15 protein-coding genes and 1 pseudogene are annotated in these 17,615 nt (G+C 67.6%); 12 read left to right on the top strand and 4 right to left on the bottom strand.

Annotation, left to right across the window (positions count from 1 at the left end):
- Positions 1-8 precede the first annotated feature (8 nt).
- Both AC3WOB_RS26515 and AC3WOB_RS26510 read left to right on the top strand, forming a co-directional pair.
- Positions 9-1,034: a glycosyltransferase family 2 protein gene (locus AC3WOB_RS26515; protein WP_013395295.1), complete on the top strand. Its 1,026-nt coding sequence runs from the start codon at positions 9-11 to the stop codon at positions 1,032-1,034.
- Positions 1,025-2,470: an ArnT family glycosyltransferase gene (locus AC3WOB_RS26510; RefSeq protein ID WP_492276665.1), complete on the top strand. Its 1,446-nt coding sequence runs from the start codon at positions 1,025-1,027 to the stop codon at positions 2,468-2,470. The genes AC3WOB_RS26515 and AC3WOB_RS26510 overlap by 10 nt, the downstream gene beginning before the upstream one ends.
- Positions 2,471-2,610: 140 nt before the next feature.
- On the opposite strand, the gene ggt is transcribed toward AC3WOB_RS26510, so the two are convergent.
- On the bottom strand, positions 2,611-4,206 hold the full coding sequence (gene ggt / locus AC3WOB_RS26505; protein WP_013395293.1) for a gamma-glutamyltransferase: 1,596 nt from the start codon (positions 4,204-4,206) through the stop codon (positions 2,611-2,613).
- Positions 4,207-4,230: 24 nt separating this feature from the next.
- The gene (locus tag AC3WOB_RS26500; RefSeq protein ID WP_013395292.1) at positions 4,231-5,205 is read right to left on the bottom strand and encodes a Bug family tripartite tricarboxylate transporter substrate binding protein; all 975 of its coding nucleotides are present in this window, start codon (positions 5,203-5,205) and stop codon (positions 4,231-4,233) included.
- 193 nt (positions 5,206-5,398) lie between these two features.
- Between AC3WOB_RS26500 and AC3WOB_RS26495 the strand changes: the two genes are divergently transcribed.
- Positions 5,399-6,055, top strand: a complete 657-nt coding sequence (locus AC3WOB_RS26495) for a GntR family transcriptional regulator (RefSeq protein WP_492276664.1) — start codon at positions 5,399-5,401, stop codon at positions 6,053-6,055.
- A 52-nt stretch (positions 6,056-6,107) separates the two neighbouring features.
- The gene (locus tag AC3WOB_RS26490; RefSeq protein ID WP_492276663.1) at positions 6,108-6,608 is read left to right on the top strand and encodes a cupin domain-containing protein; all 501 of its coding nucleotides are present in this window, start codon (positions 6,108-6,110) and stop codon (positions 6,606-6,608) included.
- On the opposite strand, the gene AC3WOB_RS26485 is transcribed toward AC3WOB_RS26490, so the two are convergent.
- Positions 6,605-7,504 (bottom strand): DMT family transporter, encoded by a 900-nt coding sequence (locus AC3WOB_RS26485; RefSeq protein WP_013395289.1) that lies wholly within the window; start codon positions 7,502-7,504, stop codon positions 6,605-6,607. The genes AC3WOB_RS26490 and AC3WOB_RS26485 overlap by 4 nt on opposite strands.
- A gap of 272 nt (positions 7,505-7,776) precedes the next feature.
- On the opposite strand from AC3WOB_RS26485, the gene AC3WOB_RS26480 reads away from it, so the two are divergent.
- Positions 7,777-9,039, top strand: coding sequence for an MFS transporter (locus tag AC3WOB_RS26480; RefSeq protein WP_492276662.1), 1,263 nt, complete (start codon positions 7,777-7,779; stop codon positions 9,037-9,039).
- An 82-nt stretch (positions 9,040-9,121) separates the two neighbouring features.
- Here AC3WOB_RS26480 and AC3WOB_RS26475 read toward each other — a convergent pair whose 3' ends face one another.
- Positions 9,122-9,994: an NAD(P)-dependent oxidoreductase gene (locus AC3WOB_RS26475; RefSeq protein WP_207472401.1), complete on the bottom strand. Its 873-nt coding sequence runs from the start codon at positions 9,992-9,994 to the stop codon at positions 9,122-9,124.
- Between the two features lie 216 nt (positions 9,995-10,210).
- On the opposite strand from AC3WOB_RS26475, the gene AC3WOB_RS26470 reads away from it, so the two are divergent.
- The 7 genes and pseudogenes from AC3WOB_RS26470 (at position 10,211) to AC3WOB_RS26440 (ending at position 17,529) form a co-directional block, all read left to right on the top strand.
- Complete coding sequence (locus AC3WOB_RS26470; RefSeq protein ID WP_492276661.1) at positions 10,211-10,600, top strand: Zn-ribbon domain-containing OB-fold protein; 390 nt, start codon at positions 10,211-10,213, stop codon at positions 10,598-10,600.
- Positions 10,597-11,757: a thiolase family protein gene (locus AC3WOB_RS26465; RefSeq protein WP_492276660.1), complete on the top strand. Its 1,161-nt coding sequence runs from the start codon at positions 10,597-10,599 to the stop codon at positions 11,755-11,757. Before AC3WOB_RS26470 ends, AC3WOB_RS26465 begins: the two co-directional genes overlap by 4 nt.
- 8 nt (positions 11,758-11,765) lie before the next feature.
- A complete protein-coding gene (locus tag AC3WOB_RS26460; protein ID WP_492276659.1) occupies positions 11,766-12,455 on the top strand; it encodes a 3-oxoacid CoA-transferase subunit A in 690 nt (229 codons plus the stop codon).
- The gene (locus AC3WOB_RS26455; RefSeq protein WP_013395283.1) at positions 12,452-13,114 is read left to right on the top strand and encodes a 3-oxoacid CoA-transferase subunit B; all 663 of its coding nucleotides are present in this window, start codon (positions 12,452-12,454) and stop codon (positions 13,112-13,114) included. The genes AC3WOB_RS26460 and AC3WOB_RS26455 overlap by 4 nt, the downstream gene beginning before the upstream one ends.
- Positions 13,104-14,291 (top strand): annotated as a pseudogene (locus AC3WOB_RS26450) (acyl-CoA dehydrogenase family protein); the annotation flags it as partial. The gene AC3WOB_RS26455 and the pseudogene AC3WOB_RS26450, both read left to right, overlap by 11 nt.
- Positions 14,286-15,401, top strand: coding sequence for an acyl-CoA dehydrogenase family protein (locus AC3WOB_RS26445; RefSeq protein ID WP_237710048.1), 1,116 nt, complete (start codon positions 14,286-14,288; stop codon positions 15,399-15,401). The pseudogene AC3WOB_RS26450 and the gene AC3WOB_RS26445, both read left to right, overlap by 6 nt.
- Before the next feature lie 25 nt (positions 15,402-15,426).
- A complete protein-coding gene (locus AC3WOB_RS26440; protein ID WP_492276658.1) occupies positions 15,427-17,529 on the top strand; it encodes a 3-hydroxyacyl-CoA dehydrogenase NAD-binding domain-containing protein in 2,103 nt (700 codons plus the stop codon).
- Positions 17,530-17,615 lie beyond the last annotated feature (86 nt).

The raw sequence follows: 17,615 nt of genomic DNA, 5'->3' as shown, positions 1-17,615 counted from the left end.
GCGATCCGATGAATGCCAGACCCGATATCGATATCGCTGTGCTGGGCGCAATCAGCCCGATACAGCTGTCCGTCATCATTCCCTTCCTCAACGAGAGGGAGGTGCTGCCGGCCTGCCACGAGCGCCTGCGGCGGGTGTTGAAGGCGCTGGGGCTGCCGTACGAAATCGTATTCGTGGACGACGGCAGCAGCGACGGCAGCGCCGAATACCTGCAGGCCTTGCTGCGCGAGGAGCGCGGCATCAAGCTGGTCCGGCTGAGCCGGAACTTCGGCAAGGAGGCCGCGATGACGGCGGGGATAGAGCATGCGGCCGGCGCCGCGGTCATCGTGCTGGACGCCGATCTGCAAGATCCGCCCGAGGTCATCCCCGAGATGGTCCGCGCCTGGCAGGAGGGCGCGGACGTCGTCAGCATGCGGCGGCGCAGCCGCGCGGGCGAGAGCGCCTTCAAGCGGTTCTCCGCCTACGCCTACTACCGCCTGCTGAGCCGCCTGAGCAAGGCTGCGATCCCGCCCGATACCGGCGATTTCCGGCTGATGAGCCGGCGCGCCGTGACGGCGCTGATGCAGCTGCCCGAACGCTGCCGCTACATGAAGGGGCTGTATGCCTGGGTGGGCATGCCGACCCGGATCATCGACTACGACCGCGAGCCGCGCGCCGCCGGCACCACCAAATGGAGCTACCTGGCGCTGTTCCGCCTGGCGATGGAAGGCATCACTTCGTTTTCCACCGCGCCCTTGCGCTGGGCGACGGGATTGGGCGCGGTCGCGGCCCTGGGTGGCGCCGTATTCGGCGCCGGCATCATCTTCAAGACCTTGATATTCGGCGATGACGTTGCGGGCTATCCCTCGCTGATGGCGATGATGACCTTCATGGGCGGCGTGCAGCTCATCACCATCGGCCTGCTGGGCGAGTATGTGGGCAAGACCTACCTGGAAAGCAAGCAGCGGCCGGTCTATCTGGTGCGCGACGTCCAGCACAGCGGTTCCGCGGGCGTGACGGCGTCGGGCTATGGGAGGGATGCAGCTTGCAGCTGAGCGCCCGGGCGGTGGCCGCCGGCCTGGCGGCGATATTGGGCGTGCGCCTGCTGGCGATGGTCCTGGTGCCATTCGCCGACACGTCCGAGCCGCGCTACGCGGAGATCGCCAGGCTGATGGCGGAAAGCGGCGACTGGATCACGCCCTGGTTCGCGCCGGGCGTGCCGTTCTGGGGCAAGCCCCCGCTGGGATTCTGGGCCGAGGCGCTGTCGATCCGGCTGCTGGGCCTGAGCGAATTCAGCATCCGGTTCCCGTCACTGCTGGCCACGGCGGCGACGCTCGCCATTCTTTATGCGCTGGGCCGCCGCCTGTACACGGCGCAGGCCGCCAGATGGGCCGTGCTGGTGTACGCCTCCATGTTCCTGCCCCTGGTCGCGGCCGGGGCGGTGTTGACCGATCCGTTCCTGGCCTTGGGCGTCACGCTCAGCATGGCGTCATTCATCCTGTCGCGCGGGCCCGCGGCGGGGTTATGGCGCTACGGTTTCTTCCTGGGGCTGACCATCGGCCTCTTGTCCAAGGGCCCGCTGGCCGCAGTGCTGGTGGCGGGCGCCATCGTGCCGTGGATGCTGTGGCAGGGGACCGCCAGGGCCGACCTGCGGCGCCTGCCGTGGGTGGCGGGCGCCATCATGCTGGCTGTCCTGGTCCTGCCCTGGTACGTGGCGGCGGAAATCAAGACGCCGGGCTTCCTCCAGTACTTCATCGTCGGCGAACACTTCCTGCGCTTCGTCGATGCGGGCTGGAGCGGGGACCTCTACGGTTCAGCGCACCGCCGGCCCTATGGCGCCATCTGGCTGGACGGCGTCGTGGCATCGCTGCCTTGGGGGCTGTTCGGCGTCTGGCTGCTTGCGCGCCGCTGGCGGGGCTGCGGGACCGCGGCGCAGGCCAGGAGATGGCTGCGCCGTCCGCGCTGGACCTATCTGCTGGCCTGGGGCGCAGCCACGCCGGTCTTCTTCACCTTGTCGGGCAACATCCTGTGGACCTACGTGATGCCGGCCTTGCCGCCGCTGGCCCTGGCGATAGGCGTATGCCTGAGCCGCGCCCGCGCTTCTGCGCCGGGCCGTGCCGCGCTGGCCTGCATGGCGCTGGCCCCGGTTGCGGTGATCGTCTTCTGCGCCATGCTGCAGGCCAACCCGGAACGGCTCAAAACGGAAAAGCAGTTGGTCGCCAGGGCGGATGCGTTGATGGCGTCCAAGGAAAAGTTCTACTTCGTCGACAGCCTGCCGTTTTCGGCGCGCTACTACTCGCGCGGGCAGGCCGGATTGGTGCCGGTGGACGGCGTGGCGACTGTGTTGCCCCGGGAGAGCGGCAGGGTCTTTCTGGCGGTGGAAAAAGCGGACTTGCCGCGAGTGCGCGAGCAACTGGGCACGGTGCTGGCGCCCGTCTACTCGAGCCGGCGCTATGTCTTGCTGATCGCGGGGCCGCAAGCGTCGCCCTAGGGCGTGCAGGCCTGGACGATCACGCTGGCGACTGTCTGTGCCGCGTGATCCGATAGCCTGAAATGCGCATCGCCGCCGGCAGCGGCGGCGATGCTCGGCGCGTCGAGCCCGGCCAGGCCGGGCGCCTGGCCGACGTGGGCTCAGAAGCCGACGGCCTGGCCGTCGCGGCGCGAGTCCGAAGCGGCCACGTAGCCGCCTTGCGGCAGGCGGCAGATCAGCTGCGCCGAGCCGAACTCCAGACTGTCCGCAGGAGCCACCGCGACGTTGTGGCCGCGCGCGCGCAACGCGTCGACCACGTCCGCGGGCAAGTGCGATTCCACGTTGACCACCGGGCCTTTTTCCACGCGGAAGCGCGGCGCGTCGCTCATGGCCTGCGGATTCTGGCCGAACGCCGCCAGGCGCGTAACCATCTGCAGATGGCCTTGGGCCTGCATCGACCCGCCCATCACGCCGAACGACATCAGCGGCTGGCCGCCGCGCGTGACGAACGCGGGGATGATGGTGTGCATCGGCTTCTTGCGCGGCGCGACCTGGTTGGCATGGCCCGGCGTGAGCACGAAGTTCAGGCCGCGGTTATGCAGGCTGATGCCCGTATCCGGCACCACCACGCCGGAACCGAAGCCGTGGTAGTTGGACTGGATGAAGGACACCATGGTGCCGCTGGCGTCGGCCGCAGTCAGGTACACGGTGCCGCCGGTGGCGGGCGTGCCTGCGACCGGCATGCTGGCCCGATCCATGGAGATCTGGCGTGCGCGTTCGGCCAGGTAGGAGCGGTCCAGCAGGGCGGCAGCGCTGGTGCGCATATGACGCGGATCGGCGACGTGGTGGTGCAGGTCGGCGAAAGCCAGCTTCATCGCTTCGATGCTGACGTGGTAGTAGTCCGCGCTGTCGCGGCCCATGCTTTCCAGGTCGAACTGCTCCAACATGCCCAGCGCCATCAGCGCCGAGATGCCCTGGCCGCTGGGCGGAATCTCATGCAGCTCGTAGCCGCGGAACGATTGCGAGATTGGCGCGACCCATTCGGGGCGGTGTTCGGCCAGGTCCTGGGCGCCGAGCGCGCCGCCGGTCTGGCTGGCGAAATCGGCAATCTTCTGGGCGAGTTCACCGCGGTAGAAGCTCTCGCCGCCGCTTTCGGCGATGGCGCGCAGCGTCTTGCCTTGCGCGGGAAAGCGCCACCATTCGCCGGCCTGCGGCGTGCGTCCCTCGGGCAGGAAGGCGGCGGCGAAGCCCGGCTCCTGCGCCAGCTTGGGCGCCTGCGTGGCCCATTGGCGGGCGATGGTGGGCGATACCGCGAACCCTTCCTCGGCATAGGCGATGGCGGGTTCGAACAGCTGCGCGAAAGGCAGCTTGCCGAAGCGTTCCGACAAGGCCTTCCAGCCCGCAACCTGGCCCGGCACGGTCACCGTGCCCCAGCCGGTGCCGGGCATGGCGTCGCGACCGGCGAAGTAGTCCGGCGTCCACGCGGCGGGCGCGCAGCCGCTGGAGTTCAGGCCGTGCAATTGGCCGTCATGCCAGACCAGCGCGAACATGTCGCCGCCGATGCCGTTCATGACGGGTTCGACCACCGTCAGCGCGATGGCGGTGGCGATGGCGCTGTCCACGGCATTGCCGCCGGCCAGCAGCATGCGCAGCCCGGCTTGCGCCGCCAGCGGCTGGCTGGTCGCGACCGCGTTGGCGGCCAGGACCGGCATTTTGCGGGAGGCATAGGGGAAAGACCAATCGAAGGGTAAAGACATGGATGCGGGAACTCGTGATGAAGATTACTGGGGCGTGATGCCGGCCTGATCGATCAGCTGCTTGGTGCGCGGGATTTCGGCCTTGATGAAAGCCGCGAATTCCTCGCGGCTGCCGCCACGGGGCTCCGCGCCGGCTTCCGCGAGCTTACTGCGCAGCGCCGGATCGGCAAGCACTTTGTTGACGGCGCGGTTGAGCTTGTCGAGCACCGGGGCGGGCGTGCCTTCGGGGGCGACCAGACCATACCAAGGCGCGATGTCGTAGCCCGCGTAGCCTTGCTCCGCGATGGTGGGGATCTCCGGCGCCAGCGCCGAGCGCTTGGCGTTGGACATGCCCAGCGCCAGCAGCGCGCCGCTCTTGGCCTGGGGCAGGCCGGTCATGATGGTGTCGAAATACATCGACACCTGGCCGCTGAGCAGCGCCGGGATGGCTTCGCCCGCGCCCTTGTACGGCACGTGCAGGATGTCGATGCCGGCCACGGACTTGAGCATTTCGCCCGCCATGTGAGACGTGGTGCCGGTGCCGAACGAGGCATAGGTCAGCTTGCCCGGGTTGGCGCGCGCGTAGGCCACCATTTCCGGCAGGGTCTTGAACGGCTGCGACGGGTTGGCCAAGAGGATGTTGGGCGTGTAGGCCACCATCGACACCAGCGCAAAGGCGTCGGGGTCGTAGGACAGGCGCTTCTGCAGGAAGCGGTTGGTGACGATGGCGGCGGGGCCGCCCATCAGCAGCGTGTAGCCGTCGGGCGTGGCGCGCGCGACGGAGGCGCTGCCGATGGCGGCCGCGGCACCCGGACGAGCCTCGACGACGAAGGGTTGGCCCAGTTCCGTCGACAGCGCGGCGCCCAGCTGGCGTGAAATCAGGTCGGTGGCGGAACCGGCCTGGAAGGGCACGACGATGCGCACCGGATGCTGCGGCCAGTCGATCGCCTGGGCGCCGGCCTGGCTTGCGAAGGCGACGGCGGCGGCGCCTGCCAGCGCCCGGATGAGACGAAACTTCATGAATTCCCCTTGATCGCGTTATGGAGTGCGTGCAGGGATTAGACGCAAGCAGGCGGTCCAGGACTATTAGGATTTGCATCCATGGATCACTGGATCCAATTTGTGTTATTTTTGCGGTTATCTATCATGGCGGCTTCGTGGGGCCTGTGCGAGGCTCCTTTTAGTGTTGACTGGCCCTAACCCTGGATCCCCAATGCTGCAATTCCAGAAGACAGCGATCAGCGCCGAAGACGAGGCGTACCTGCACCTGCAGCGCGAAATCCGCCTGGGCCGCTACGCGCCCGGCCAGCGCCTGGTACCCGAGGTGGTCGCGGCCGAGATCGGCACCAGCCGCATGCCGGTGCGCGGCGCCTTGCGCCGTCTGGCTTCCGAAGGACTGGTCGAGATCCGCGCCAACCGCGGCGCGGTGGTGCGTGGCCTGAATCAGCAGGAAATGCTGGAAGTGTTCGAAATGCGCTCCGTGCTGGAAGGCCTGGCCATGCGCAACGCGGTGCTGCACATGGGCGCCGAGCACATCCGCCGCTTGTCCCTGCTGCTGGAGCAGCTGGAGCAGGGGCCGGGCGAACACCTGGACTGGATCACCGCGCACCGCGAATTCCACGAATACCTGTGCAGCTTCTGCCAGCAGCCGCGCCTGCTGCGCCAGATATCCGAACTGCATTCCGTCGTCGAACCCTATATGCGCCTGTGGGTGGCGCAGCCTGGCCGCGTCCTGCGGGTGCGCGAATCGCACCAGGAACTGATCGCCACGCTGCAGACCCGCGACCCGGCGCGCTGCGAAGCGGCGATGCGCCAGCATGTGCTGAATACGGTGCCTGCCTTGCAGGCGTTCCTGGAGCAGGCCGCCTAGGACTTGCGGCTTTGCTCTAGACTGGCGCCATTCCTCACGCGCCCGTCCCGCCATGACCGCATCCGCCGCCGATCTGATTCACCGCCTGGACCTGTTGCCGCATCCGGAAGGCGGCTACTACCGCGAGACCTATCGCGCCGCTGACTCCGTGACGCGCGGCGACGGCGCGCTCCGCTCGGCCAGCACCGCCATTTACTACTTGTTGTGCGACGGCGCCTGGTCCACCTGGCACCGCATCCGGTCCGACGAGCTCTGGCATTTCCATGCGGGCAATGCGTTGCATGTCCATGTGCTGGCGCCGGATGGCGGCTACCGCTGCCTGCGCTTGGGCGATGCGCTGGCGGACCCCGATGCCGTGTTCCAGGCGCTTGTGCCGGCCGGCAGCTGGTTCGCGGCGGAACTGGCCAATCCGGCCGACCTGGCCGGTTACGCCTTGGCCGGTTGCACGGTGGCGCCGGGCTTCGAGTTCAGCGAGTTCGAGTTGGCCGACGCTGCCGAACTGCAACGGCTATACCCCGCTCAGGCCGGCCTGATCGCGCGCCTGGCGCGCTAGTCGGCGCCTTCCGCGCCCCGGGTCGCGGCTTGCGGCTTCTTCTTGCGCCCAATCTTGGCTTCGCTCGCCAGCACGCCGGCCACGATCAGCCCCGCGCCCACCAGCGCCAGCGCCGGCAGCCGGTCACCGGCCAGGCGTCCCACGATGCCGCCCCACACGGGCTCGCCCGCATAGATGACGGTGGCGCGGGTGGGAGACACCGACTTCTGCGCCCAGTTCATGGTGAGCTGGATGATGGCGCTGGCCAGCCCCAGGCCGATCGCGGCGCCCGCCCACAGCCAGGAGAATTCGGGCACGGCTTCGCCCATGACGGGCATCAGCGCGAACGACACCAGGCCGGCGGTCAGCAACTGCACGAAGGTGACGCGGCGGCTGTCGACCTTCTTGGCAAAGTGGCCGATCAGGATGATCTCGGCGGCAATCGCCGCAGCCCCGGCCAGCGTCGCGGCTTCGCCCGCGCTGAAGTTCAGGGCGCCTGCTTGCGGACCCGCCAGCAGGATCAGCCCGGCGAAGGCCAGCGCCACGCCCACCCAGCTCATCAGGCCGGGCGGCTTCTTCAGCACGGCCCATTGCAGCAGCGGCACGATAGGCACGTACATCGCCGTGATGAAGGCGGACTGGCTGCTGGTGATGGTCTGCAAGCCGTAGGTCTGCAGGAAGTAGCCCAGGAACAGGGCGCAGCCGATGGCGATGCCGGCGCCGACCTCCTGGCGGGTGATCGCCGCCATGTGCTTGCGGAACATCAGCAGCGCCATCAGTCCGGCGATGGTAAAGCGCACGCCCACGAAGAACAGCGGCCCGCTGTGCTGCATGGCGATGTGGATGATGAGGAAGGTGCTTCCCCACAGCATGGTGACCAGCACCAGGGCGATTTCCTGGCGGGACAGGGCGAACATCGAGGTCTTGGACTTCACGGTCTGCTTCGGGCGCTACGAAATGGCGAGCAATATACAGCGCTTCGGTGACCGCTCACCGAACAGATTCCCGGATTTCGACCGGAGCAGGCATATAGCCGGGAGTAATATGACACGTCCGGCGGCTTTAGCCCGCCGACGACGACAAGCCGGTGCACGCCTCTTTTTTCTTGCCCCCGCCGCGCCTTTTTTGGCGGCGTCGGTGAATCTGGGCGCGCAAAGCGGCCACAAGAAGATATCGAGGAGAAGCACAAGTGGAGAAGCAAGAGTCGGGCGGCTGGTATTTCGGCTGGAATATCGTAGGAGCTGCGACGGTACTCACCCTGTTGACCGTCGGTCTGCGCATGGGGGTTGGGCCGTTCTTCCTGCCCATCGCGGAATCCCTGGGCTTTACGCGCAGCACGCTGTCCAGCATCGTCGCGCTCGGTATGCTCTGTTATGGGCTGGCCATGCCGCTGGCGGGTTATCTGGTCGGCACGCGCGGCACCCGCTTCGTGCTGCTGACCGGTACCGCCATCGTTGTGTTGTCGATCATCTGGACGGTCTTCGCGCGCGGACCCATCGAATTTCTGCTGTCCTTCGGGGTGGCGCTGTCCATCGGCCTGGGCTTCACCAGCCCGGTGGCGCTGACGCCCGTGATCAGCCGCTGGTTCACGCGCCAGCGCGGCATGGCGCTGTTCTTCCTTTCCACGGGCTCCATGGCCGGCATTGCGCTGATGACGCCGACCCTGACCTTCGCGATCTCGGCCGTGGGCTGGCGGGAGACCTTGTTGGCCTTTGCCGTGCTGTTCGCGCTGCTGACGGTGCCGGCGGCGCTCTTCGTCATGCGAGATGAGGCGCCCGAGCACACCGACCTGCTGCCGCACCAGATCATCGATAAGGCGGGACCGGCCAAAGCCGCCTCCAAGCGGCCTGCGCCCAATGTGCGCGCGGCGCTGAACTCGCTGCCTTTCTGGCAGGTGGCGCTGGGCCTGTTTGCCTGTGGCTTCAGCATGAACCTGCTGGGCACGCACGGCGTGCCCATGCTGATGGACCATGGCTTTGACGCCACCACCAGTTCGCTGGGCATAGGACTGATCGGCCTGGTCGCTATCTTCAGCACCCTGGTCCTGGGGCGCATGTCCGACCAGGTCGAACGGCGCGCCATCCTGGCTGCGATTTACCTCGTGCGCGGGCTGGGCTTCTTCGCGCTGGTCACGGTGGGCGCGCATTGGGAGCTGTACGCCGCCGCCACCCTGGGCGGTATCGCGTGGGCCGGCAGCATCGCCTTGTCGTCGGCCATTCTTGCGGACGTCTACGGCGTGCGGCTGGTGGGCGTGCTTTACGGACTGGTCTACCTGGGCCACCAGGTCGGCGGCATGATCAGCTCATGGCTGGGCGGCTGGGCCTACGAGACCTTCGGCACGCATTGGGTAGCCTTCGGGGCGGCGGGCGCGCTGCTGTTGGCAGCCGCCCTGATTTCCCTGCGCCTGCCGGCGCGGGGCCTGCCGCGCGCGGTGGCGGTGGCGGGAAGCTGAGCCCGGCCGACTGCGGGCCGATGCCGCCCGCAGTGCCGCCATCGCGTCCGCGGCAACGGAGGCGATGGCAGGGTAGAACTTCCTAGCGGTCCTTCAGCAGCGACACCAGTTCCGGCACGTAGCGGTCGCCGCCGCCTTGCGTGACGGCCTGGTCGAAGGTGTGCTGCACGGCCGCGCCGATTTCGCGCACCGCGCCCGTTTCCGCAGCCATGGTGTTGTAGTAGGACAGGTCCTTCTGCGCGTTCGACATGAAGAACCGCAGCGAGGACGGATCCTGTTCCAGCAGGTACGGCTTGATGCGCTCCAGCGCCACGCCGCCGCCGCCGCCCTTGGCCAGCACGTCGGCGAACACCGCCGGGTCGATGTCCGCGCGCAGGGCGCAAGCCGCCGCTTCCGACAGCAGGGCGACCACGCCCAGCGACACGTAGTTGTGCAGCAGCTTCATGCGGTGCCCGGCGCCGATGGGGCCGGCATGCGTGATGTTCTCGGCGAAGCAGGCCAGCAGCGGCTTGCATTCCTCGAACAGCGCGGCATCGCCGCCCACCAGCAGGTTGAGCCGGCCTTCGGCGGCTTCCTTGGGGGTGCGCGTCATCGGCGCGTCCAGGAAGCGGCCGCCGCATTCCGTCACGGCCTGCGCGACTTTCACGGTGGACGAGGGAATCGCCGTCGAGCAATCGATGATGACCGTGCCCGGCCGCAGGCCCGCCAGCACGCCGCCTTCGGATAGCAGCACCGCCTCGACCTGCGGGCTGCCGGTGACGCAGAGGATGATCACGTCAGACTGGGCCGCCAGCGTGGCGCCATCGGCCACGCTGGCCGCGCCCGCGGCCTTCAGCGCGTCCAGCGGCTGGTTGCCCGGATGCTCCAGCACCGTCAGCGCATGTCCGTGCTTGACCAGATTGCTTGCGATGCCATGGCCCATGAGGCCGATACCAACCATGCCGACTTTTGCCATCTTCCACTGCTCCTGCCATGTAGGGGTTTGTTATGGCGTAAATCTTACTCTGACTTGCGGGCGGCGCCGGCGCGCTTCGAATATGCCGAAAGTAGCCTTCGAATCTTTCGGATGGTAAGGGGCGGGAGCCATTCCTAAAATCGATCCACTTCTGCCGGCCATGCCTGGCGCGGATCGAACTACAACGGAGACAACCGCCCGCAGGCGGATACATCAATGCCGCAAATCGCAAACGAGCCGGCGCCCAGCGCCGAGCGCCATTACTTCGAGCAGCTCGCGCAGGGCCGCTTCGTCATTCCCCTATGCCAGGCCTGCGCCAGGCATCATTTCTATCCCAGGGTAGTCTGCCCGCATTGCGGTTCCGACGCCCTGCGTTGGGTGGAACCCAGCGGCGACGGCGTGGTGTATTCCACCACCGTGGTTCGCAACAAGGGCGGCGACTACACCGTGTGCCTGGTGGATCTGGACGAAGGTCCGCGCCTGATGAGCCGCGTGGTCGACATGCCGGTGGAAGCGGTGGCTATCGGCCTGCGGGTCCGCGCCAGGGTCGATGCCGTGGAGGGCGCGCCGCTGCTGGTGTTCGTGGGACAGGAGGAGCGGCCATGACTAGAAGCTATCGCGGCGCGATCGCCGTCCTGGGCACCGGCATGGCCGGCCTGGGCGACTGCCAAGGCCGTTCCGAACAGGAAATCATCGCCCAGGCCTCCCACCGCGCGGTGGCTGCCAGCGGCCTGAAGATGCAGGACATCGATGGCATCATCACCTCGAGCCTGACCTCGCCCTGGTGGGTGATGCGGATGGCGGAGTACCTGGGCATCCGGCCCCGCTTTTCAGACAGCACCATGTTTGGGGGATCGTCGTTCATCGCCGACCTGAAGGTCGCGGCCATGGCGATCGAGGCCGGCCACTGCGAGCATGTGCTGATCTGCTACGGCGCCAACCCGCGCAGCGCGCCCAGCAGCACGCAGATCAATCAGATGCGGGCGGCGCTGGACCCGCAGCCCTACGAGCATCCCTACAAGCCGTTCAATCCGGTATCCAGCTACGCGCTGGCCGCCGCGCGCCACATGCACCAATATGGCACCACGCGGCGCCAGTTGGCCGAGGTTGCGGTGGCGGCGCGCAAATGGGCGCAACTGAATCCGGACGCCTTTCTGCGCACGCCGCTGACGATCGAAGAGGTGCTGGGCGCCAAGATGATCTCGGACCCCCTGACCGTGCGCGACTGTTGCCTGGTGACCGACGGCGCCGGCGCCTTCGTGGTCACGCGCGCCGAACGGGCCCGCGACCTTCATCCGCGCCCGATCTATGTGCTGGGCGCCGGGCACGCCCACTGGCACCGGCAGATATCGTGCATGCCGGACGTGACCGTCACGCCCGCGGTGGACTCCGGCCGGGCCGCGTTCGCGGAAGCCGGATTGACTCCCGCCGACATCGACCTGGTCGAACTCTACGACGCCTTCACCATCAATCCCATCCTTTTTCTGGAAGACCTGGGATTCTGCGCCAAGGGGGAGGGCGGCGCGTTCATCGGCGGCGGGCGCATCGAGCCGGGCGGCGACCTGCCGATGAACACCAACGGTGGCGGCCTGTCGTTCACGCATCCGGGCATGTACAGCATCTTCCTCGTCATCGAGGCCGTGGCGCAACTGCGCCGCGAGGCAGGGGAACGCCAGGTGCCCAAGGCCGACGTCGCGCTGGTGCACGGCAATGGCGGGGTGCTGTCCAGCCAGGCCACCGCCATTCTTTCCCACTCCCTTTGATGGCCGCCATGATGAACAAGACAGTAGATTGCGCCGCGCAAGCGGTGGGGGATGTCCCGGACGGCGCCACCGTCCTGGTCAGCGGTTTCGGCCTGTCCGGCCAACCCGTCGAATTGCTCGATGCGCTGGTGGAGCAGGGCGCGCGTGAGCTGACCGTGGTGTGCAACAACAGCGGCGCCCGCGATAGCGGATTGGCGCGGCTGATCCGGTTGGGCCGCGTGCGCAAGCTGATCGCCTCGTATCCGCGCGGCGCGGAGTCCCAGGCGTTCGAATCGGCCTATGCCGACAGCTTGATCGACTACGAATGCGTGCCGCAAGGCACGCTGGCCGAGCGCCTGCGGGCGGCAGGCTCGGGCCTGGGCGGATTCTTCACGCCCACCGGCTACGGCACGCTGCTGGCCGAAGGCAAGGAGACACGGATGATCAAAGGCGTGGGGTACGTGTTCGAGGAGCCCCTGCACGCCGACTACGCGCTGGTGAAGGCGTATTGCGCGGATCCCCTGGGCAACCTGATCTACCGCAAGGCGGGACGCAATTTCGGTCCGCTGATGTGCATGGCCGCGGCCACCGCCGTCGTGCAGGTTCATACGCTGGCGCAGGTGGGCAGACTGGATCCGGAGCACGTCGTCACGCCCGGCATTTTCGTACAGCGCGTGCTGCGCATTCCCGACGCGCAGTTGACTGGAGCCTTGCAATGATCGAACGATACTCCCGCGAGGACATCGCGCGCCGCGCGGCGGCGGACATCCCTCCCGGCTCCTACGTCAATCTGGGCATCGGCTTGCCCGTCATGGCGCTCGACTACTGGAGGCCGGAGCATGGCGTCATCGTCCATAGCGAGAACGGCATACTCGGCATGCGCGCACGCTCGGAGGCCGATCCGGTCGATCCCGACCTGACCAACGCGGCCAAGCAGAGCATCGCCATGGCCGCGGGCGGCAGCTTCTTCAATCATGCGGATTCCTTCGCCATGATGCGCGGGGGACATCTGGACTACTGCATCCTCGGGGCCTACCAGGTGTCGGAAACCGGCGACCTGGCCAATTGGTCGCTGGGCCAGCCCGGCGTGGCTGCGGCGGTGGGCGGCGCCATGGACCTGGCCGTGGGCGCCAAACGGGTCCACGTGCTGATGGAACACCTTACCCGCGACGGCCGCTCGCGGCTGCGCCGGCTATGCGACCTGCCGTTGACGGGCGCGGCATGCGTGGACCGGGTCTATACCGACCTCGCCACGCTCGACGTCACGCCCGAGGGATTTCTGGTGCGCGACATGGCGCCGGGCCTCACCCGCGTAACCCTGCAGGCGGCGACCGACGCGCCGCTGCGCTTCGCGGAGGATCTGCCCGATGCCGCTTGATTGCTCCCTCGAGGACTTTCGCCGCGAAGTCCGCGCATTCCTGCAAGAACGCCTGCCCGCCGACCTCAGGCGCAAGGTGATGGATCATCAGCGGCTGGACAAGCAGGATTTCCTGCGCTGGCACCGGATCTTGAACGAGCGCGGCTGGGTCGCGCCGAACTGGCCCGCCGAGCATGGCGGGGCCGGCTGGAGCATCGAGCAGCGCAACCTGTTCGACGAGGAGTGCGCCTTGGCGGGCGCGCCCGAAACCGTGCCGTTCGGGCTGCGCATGGTGGCGCCCGTCATCATGGCCTATGGCTCCGCATGGCAGAAAAGCTACTTCCTGCCGCGCATCCTCAGCGGGCAGGACTGGTGGTGCCAGGGCTATTCCGAACCGGGTGCGGGTTCCGACCTTGCTGCGCTGAGTACCCGCGCTCGCCGCGAGGGCGATGTCTTCGTGGTGAACGGGCAGAAAACCTGGACCACCTACGCCCAGTACGCCGACATGATGTTCTGCCTGGCGCGTACCAACCCCGAGGCCAAGGCGCAAGAGGGCATTTCCTTCCTGCTCATCGACATGCGCAGTCCCGGGGTGTCGCTACGGCCGATCCGCACGCTGGACGGCGGAGTAGAGATCAACGAGGTTTTCCTCGATGAGGTCGTGGTGCCTGCCTCGCATCTGGTCGGTGAAATGGACCATGGCTGGACATACGCAAAGTACCTGTTGTCGCACGAGCGTTTCGGCGCCGCCCGCGTGGGCCGCGCCAAGCGCGAACTGGGCCATCTGCAGCGGCTGGCGGCGCAACGCCAGGCGGACGGCCGTCCTTTGGTCGAAGATCCTGTTTTCGCGCAGCGGCTGGCGCAGCTGGAGATCGATACGCTGGCCCTGGAGCAGACCAATCTGCGGCTGATTGCGCGCGACCAGCGCGGCGCAGGGCACGGCGCGGAAGCTTCGATATTGAAGTACCTGGGGTCCACGCTGGCGCAGCGCATCAGCGTAGCGCTGGTCGACACGGCCGGTACGCATGCGCTCGCCTATGACTCAGGTGCGCTGGAGCGTGACTATGCGCGGGGCGCTCCGACAACGGCAGAGGAACTGGAAGCCATGCCCGGCTTCTATCTCAACCTGCGCAAGATTTCGATCTACGGCGGAACGGACGAGGTCCAGAAGAACATCATCGCCAAGCTGGCGTTGGGCGAGGCCGACGACCTGAGCGTAGACCAGCGCACGCTCGATGACGCCGTCGGACGGTACCTTCAGGGGGAGTATCCGTCTCCCGCCGCCCGGCCCGCGTTGCCCGGCGATGCGGACCCCGAAGCTTCGCCGCACTGGCGCGCCTTTGCCGACATGGGGCTGCTGGGCCTGGGGTTGCCGGCATCGGCAGGCGGGATGGATGGCGGGCTCGCGGACTTGTGCGTGGTCATGCAGCGCTTCGGACGTCATCTGGTGGTCGAACCCTACGACGCCAGCGCGCTGCTTTGCGGCCAACTGCTGGCGCGCCTGCCGCAAGGTGAGCGGGTGAGCGCGCTGTTGGCCGAGATCGCGCAAGGCGCCGCGCCGTTGTTGGCTCATGCTGAACCAGATGCGGATTGGCCGATTGACGATCTGAACGTGACCGCTGTGCGCGGAGGCGGCGGCTGGTTACTGAACGGCGTGAAGCGGCGCATACCCTATGGCGCGGGCGCCCGGCAACTGTTGGTCACGGCACGTGACGAATCGGGAACGGCGGTATTTCTGGTCAAAGCCGATGCGCCCGGCCTGGAGCGCCAAGGCGCGCCCGGCCTGGACGGCCGTCCCTACGCGGACATCAGGCTGAAGAACTGCCGCGTCGACAGCGCCGCGCGGCTGGGTCCGGCAGCCGATGCCCTGGCGTTCGCGGCAGACGCCACGCGCGTGGCGCTGTGCGCGGAAGCGCTGGGGGCCATGCAAGCACTGCTGAACGCCACCCGCGACCACGTCGCGGAACGCCGCCAATTCGGCCAATCCATAGGCCGCTTCCAGGCGGTACAGCACAGGTTGGTGGACATGCTGCTGGCGCTGGAGCAGGCGCGTTCGCTGACCTGGCTGGCGGCAGGCGCGGCGCAATCGGACGCGCGCCCATGGGCGCAGCTGGTGTCCGCCGCCAAGGCCAGTTGCGGCGCGGCCGCGCGCTATATCAGCCACCAAAGCATCCAGCTGCATGGGGGCATGGGCATGACCGACGAACTCCCGGTGGGCCACTACGTCAAGCGGCTGCTGGCTATCGAATACACGCTGGGCGACACCCGGCACCATCTCAACCGCTATCAACGGTTGGCGACGGCCTGAGCCGCGCCGCTGAACGAGGTACACCATGAACTTGCCCGCCGCATCGCCGTCCCGCGACCTATCCCCAACCACCCGCTACCTCCTGCAGGAGCGAGTGGCCGTGATCTTTCTTGATAACCCGCCCGTCAACGGCCTGGGCGATACCGTGCGCAGCGGCATCCATGCAGGGTTGGCCCTGGCGCTGGCCGATGAAGGCGTGGACTCCATCGTCATCGCCGGCGCCGGCAAGGCGTTCTGCGGCGGCGCCGATATCCGCCAGTTCAATACGCCGGCCGCCACCGCCAAGCCCATGCTGCGCGACGTCATTGCCGCGATCGAGGCATCCGCCAAGCCGGTGGTGGCCGCGATCCATGGCTTCGCCTTGGGCGGCGGGCTGGAACTGGCTCTGGGATGCCACTACCGCGTCGCGCAGGCGGACTCCAAAATGGGGCTGCCTGAAGTGAACCTCGGCCTGGTGCCAGGCGGCGGCGGTACCCAGCGCCTGCCGCGATTGATAGGCGTGTCGCGCGCGCTCGACATGATTCAGTCCGGCAAGCCCATGGATGCCACGGCGGCCATGGCGGTCGGGTTGGTCGATGCGGTCGCCGAAGGCGATCTGCTGGATTTCGCGCTGTCTTACGCGCGTGAACGTGCCGCACAGGACTCGCATCCGCTTGCTGCGCGCCGCGCCTTGGACGCGGGCGGCGTGGATTTCGCTGCGGCGCGGGCTGGCGTCAATCCCAAGGCGCGCAACGCAATTGCGCAGCGCGCAGTCATCGATTGCCTGGAGGCCGCTACGCGCCAGCCTATCGAGCCGGGGCTGGATGAAGAGCGCCGCCTGTTCGACGCGCTGGTCGAGGGCGATGCCTCCAAAGCGCTGCGCCACCTGTTCTTCGCCGAGAGGGAAGCGCCGCGCGTCACCGGTGGCGGTAGCGCAGGCCGGATCGGCCGCGTCGGCATTCTGGGGGCCGGCACCATGGGCGGCGGCATCGCCATGGCATATGCCAATGCCGGCTACGACGTGACGCTGTACGAGCGCGACCAGGCGGCACTGGACCGCGGCATGTCCCTGATCCGCAAGAACTACGAAATCACCGCCGCCAAGGGCAAGCTCGATGCCGCTGGCGTCGAAGCCCGGATGGCGCGCATTGCTCCCAGCCTGGACATGCAGGAACTGGCGCAGGCGGATCTAGTGATCGAAGCCGTGTTCGAAGACATGGCGGTCAAACAGGCCGTCTTCCGGCAACTGGATGCGGTGTGCAAGCCCGGTGCGATCCTGGCCACCAATACCTCGCGCCTGAACATCGACGAGATAGCGGCCTGCACGGCGCGCCCCGAGGCGGTGATAGGCCTGCATTTCTTCAGTCCGGCCAACGTCATGAAGCTGCTTGAAGTTGTGCGCGGCGCGCGCACCGGCGCCGACGTCATTGCGACCTGCATGGCGGTTGCGCAGCAAATCGGCAAGATTCCGGTGCTGGTCGGGGTGTGCGAAGGCTTCGTCGGCAATCGCATGCTGACGGGATACTGGCGCGAGGCGGGCTTCCTGCTGGAAGAAGGGGCCAGCCCGCAGCAGATCGATGGCGCGCTTACGCGCTTCGGCATGGCCATGGGCCCATTGGCCATGGCCGACCTGGCGGGCATGGACATCAACTGGGCCACGCGCAAGCGGCTGGCGCCCACCCGTCCCGCGCATCTGCGCTATTCCAAGGTTGCGGACCGCATCTGCGAGCTGGGCCGCTTTGGCCAGAAGACCCAGGCAGGGTATTACCGCTACGAGCCGGGCAGCCGCCAGCCGCTGCCGGATCCCGTGGTGGACGGCATCATCGAGACATGCGCGCGCGAGGCCGGCATCGCGCGGCGGCCGGTCAGCGATGAGGAAATCGTCGAGCGCTGCATGCTGGCGCTGGCCAACGAAGGGGCCCGCATCATCGAGGAAGGCATCGCGCAGCGCGCCTCGGACGTGGATGTTGTCTATGTCCACGGCTATGGCTTTCCGGGCGCGCGTGGCGGCCCCATGTTCTATGCCCAGACCCTGGGGCTGGCCGAGACGCTGGAGAAAATCCGGGAATTGCAGCGCGCCCATGGCGAGCATTGGACGCCCGCGCCGCTGCTCGAGCGGCTGGTGAAAGAGGGCAGGACCGCATTCTGACGCGTCCGCGCCATGGCCACGGCCGCGCCCGGCGTCATGCCGGCCGCGGCCTTCTTTGCGATACTGTATTCCCCCAGACATAGATC

The organism is Achromobacter sp. FW305-C-30-7, from assembly GCF_058783105.1.
The sequence above is the reverse complement of the archived record's forward strand: the minus strand, read 5'-3'. Positions and strand labels throughout refer to the sequence as shown.